Annotated in this window: 1 protein-coding gene; it reads right to left on the bottom strand. The window is 51.8% G+C overall.

All coding sequences use genetic code 11. The annotated features are described in order from the left end of the window. Positions 1-452: 452 nt before the first annotated feature. Positions 453-1,394: IS110 family RNA-guided transposase (locus AC07OI_RS29770; RefSeq protein ID WP_495259665.1), on the bottom strand; the 942-nt coding region annotated here is incomplete at its 5' end.

Raw genomic sequence — 1,394 nt, 5'->3', positions numbered from 1 at the left:
GCCTTCGCCAGGAAGTGGAAGGTGGATCAAACTGACAGGGTCACCCATTAGCCGCCCATTGTCAACGGTTCGAATTTATTCCTCGCGATGTACCGCGATAGAGTTTCATGCCATCGCCTTAGCGCAGTTGCCCATGAAAGTCACTCCCTTTGCTTCGTTCGCTGGTTGCATGAATCGCACCAGTCACCCATGTGGATCAAGCGGAAGCATTGTTGTCTTGTTCCGCCCTGGCGGCACTGCCGCCCCAGAAGCATCTCGGTACCGTTTTGCGTCCAAAAGAATGAACAATTCTATGGCTCCCGGCGATGACGGGACCAAACCCAGGTGGCTCGCAATACGGTTGACCCATTCCCTAACAACTCAGATAAGGCAATGGCAAACGACACAGTGTCCAATCAATTCAATGGGCTCAAAGTCCAACCCAGTCGCTGGCTCGCTGGCCGTTGCCAACCTTAGGCAAAGCAACGCTCCACAGAAAATTGCTCGCCAGTTTTTAACATGTGATAGCAGGCTCGTGCCAATTTATGCGCAACCGCTTTGATTGCGACGATACCGTTTCGTTTAGCTTTCTTACGCTGATAAAATTTGCGCGCAGCTTCGCAGAAGCGGATCGCAAAATTGGCCGCCTCAACGAAGGCCCACGCAAGGAAACGATTGCCATTCTTGGTATTGCCTTCACCTTTCTTCTTGCCGTTTGAAACATGGGTACTGCCGACACAGCGGCAATAGGACACGTAGTTGCCAACTTCGGCAAACCGTTCTATGCTGCCCGTTTCAAGAAGAATGACCGTAGCCAGGATCGGTCCGATCCCGGCTACGGAAGTAAGTAGTCGATATCCAGAATTGCCATGGCAATGCGCTGACAGTGCTTTTTCGATGCCATCGATCTGCGTTTGCAATGCTTGTATCACAGCAAGGTTGGATTTCATCCCAATCGCTTCAGTTTCACCAACCGCCATCTTATCGATGTCTGCTGTCGTTAATTTCTTCACGTCGTTACCGGGAATATGACTTCCCGTTTGTTGTGCCAGACAGGTCTCAATCGATACAATATTTGAGGTGCGCATCTGAACCAACTGCATGCGCTTGCGTGCCAGATCCCGCAACGCGCGAACGGGCCTTGGCATGATATGTCCTTCTGGCAAGAGTCCCAACCGCAGCAGATGTGCCAGATGGCGAGCATCGGACTCATCACCGCGATGTTTGAGTCCATCGTATTGCTTGATTGCTGTGGTGTTGGCAAGATGAAGCGTGTAGCCGGCTTCGATGAGGCCATCGACAAGCCAGTACCAGTTGTAGGTTGATTCAACCACAATTCCACACAGCTCTTGTCGGTAGGGGCTGAGCGCAGCGCATACCTCCATTAGATTGTTGGGGAGCCGCTTGGAGAACAA

The sequence above is a fragment of the Undibacterium sp. GW821-FHT07F11 genome (assembly GCF_059418665.1).
This window is presented reverse-complemented; position numbering and strand designations above follow the sequence as displayed.